Origin of the sequence: Pseudomonas fluorescens, from assembly GCF_902497785.1 — a bacterium.
GTDB lineage: Bacteria > Pseudomonadota > Gammaproteobacteria > Pseudomonadales > Pseudomonadaceae > Aquipseudomonas > Aquipseudomonas fluorescens_BO.
In genome coordinates this window covers 1-1,900 of record NZ_CABVHK010000055.1, presented here as the reverse complement: position 1 = coordinate 1,900, position 1,900 = coordinate 1, and the positions used below count along the sequence as shown (strand labels likewise).

Annotated in this window: 3 protein-coding genes; all 3 read right to left on the bottom strand. The window is 61.1% G+C overall.

Features of this window, described 5'->3' with window-relative positions; translation table 11 throughout:
• Positions 1–627: FecR family protein (locus F8N62_RS31305; protein ID WP_150714198.1), on the bottom strand; the 627-nt coding region annotated here is incomplete at its 3' end.
• An 82-nt stretch (positions 628–709) separates the two neighbouring features.
• Entirely contained in the window at positions 710–1,228 is a 519-nt protein-coding gene (locus tag F8N62_RS31300) for an RNA polymerase sigma factor (RefSeq protein WP_150709709.1), read from the bottom strand.
• A 77-nt stretch (positions 1,229–1,305) separates the two neighbouring features.
• Positions 1,306–1,770, bottom strand: a complete 465-nt coding sequence (locus F8N62_RS31295) for a methylglyoxal synthase (RefSeq protein ID WP_150709708.1) — start codon at positions 1,768–1,770, stop codon at positions 1,306–1,308.
• Between the last annotated feature and the right edge of the window lie 130 nt (positions 1,771–1,900).

Here is a 1,900-nt window from a genome sequence, read left to right as displayed (position 1 = left end):
GTCGACATCGCCGCGCTGCACGCGAATCTGCGCCACGCCATCGAGATAGCGCACCGCGAACGCCGTATCGTGCACGCTGGCTTGCACCGGTCCGGCGTCGATTTCCAGTGGCTGGTCGCGATTGCCCGGCACGTCGAAAAACGCTTCGCCCTGATACAAACGAGCAACGCGCTGTTGGCCGTTGATGGTGCTGGAAAACGCCGAATCGGTATTGAGCAACACCTGCGAACCGTCCGCCAGGTGCAGGCGTTGACGTTCCCCGACCACGGTCAAGTGATCGGCTTGCAGGCGCATTGGCAGGTTGCTGAAACTGAACAGACCGAGGATCAGCACAGCGGCGGTCGCCAGCGGTTTCCAATGCGGGCGCAGGCGCGACAGGACGCTGACTTTGGGGGGCCGGGTGGCGAGTTTTTGCGCGCACTGCACCACTTGCGGGCCGTCCCAGATCGCCTGGGCCCTGGCAAAGGCTTCGGCGTGCGAAGGATCGGCGTCCAGCCATTGCTGGAACTGACGAGCCTGTTCCTCGCTCGCACTGCCCATCACGATCAACCAGTCCAAAGCCTGGTCCATCGCGCTGGCGGAGTTCCGCGCCGGGGAGGGCGCAGGGGAACGGTCGGTGTCCGTCACGGGGTTTCCTCGGCAGTGTCTGTGCACGGCTGTTTTTTAATCAAACACTGAAAGTGGGCAAGGGTAGCAAAGCCTTGCATGCTCAGTCGCCGTTCAATCGCTCGGCGACACCGATGCAAATCGCCATGATCAGCTTGAGTTCCTTCTGCACGGTGCTTAACGACACGCCAAGTTGCCCGGAAATCTCCAGGTAACTGTGCCCGTGCAGACGGCTGAGGATGAAAATCTGTTGCTGGCGGGCACTGAGTTGACTGAGGCTCACGTTCAAACGCTCCAGCAATTGTTCGGCATGGGCGGCGTCCTCGGCACTGCTGGCAGGGGCGGCGATACTTTCCACCACCTGCTGCGGCACGTCGTCGAGCATTGTCCGCGACTGGATGCGTCGGGCACGCAAATGGTCCAGCGCCAGGTTGCGGGCGGTCTGGAACACGAAGGGTTCGAGGTGATCGATGGCCCGTTCGCCGAGCGCACGGGTCACGCGCAGGTAGGTTTCCTGCAACAGGTCTTCGGCGGTGCTGTGATTGTTGACCATCCGCTCCAAAGTACGCAGCAGCGAAACCCGCTGGGCGATGAAGACATGATTGAAGCGCGATTGACTCACGGGAGAACCTGATCCATTTCGAGCGAATGATAATGCTTATCATCCGCGCGGCTGGTCAAGTGCTCAATTGTGAAGGTTTATGCTCGGCCCAGCAGATAGGTCGCGTAGTCGGGAATGCGCTGCGAATGCGCCTGCTCCATCAGCGGGCTGCTGAGCAGGTAGTCGGCGCTGCATTCATTGCAGGCAACCGGGATGTTCCAGACGGCGGCCACCCGCAGCAAGGCCTTGATGTCGGGGTCGTGGGGCTGCGGCTCGAAGGGGTCCCAGAAGAACACCAGCATGTCGACCCGTTGCTCGGCGATGCGTGCACCCAGTTGCTGGTCGCCACCCAACGGGCCGCTGATCATGCTTTCCACCGGCAGGTCGAGGCGTTGTTGCAACAACAACCCCGTGGTGCCGGTGGCGACCAGTTCATGGTGCGCGAGTTTGTCTTTATGCCGCTCGGCCCAGTCCAGTAAGAACACTTTGCAGTGGTCGTGAGCGACCAGGGCGATACGCTTGCGCGCCGCCACGGTTTTTTGCGTGAAGCTGATACCGATCATGGGTTGCTGCTCCGGGGCTTGATGCACGACGCGAACAAACGTAGGAGCTGCCGAAGGCTGCGATCTTTTGATCTTTCGCTTGGGATTCAACTGAGCCCGGAAAGATCGCAGCCTCGTTTCTCTCGGCAGC

What these genes read in the sequence shown, in the direction of transcription:
- F8N62_RS31295 (WP_150709708.1), bottom strand. Translation starts at nt 1,770, where the DNA reads ATGATCGGTATCAGCTTCACGCAAAAAACCGTGGCGGCGCGCAAGCGT.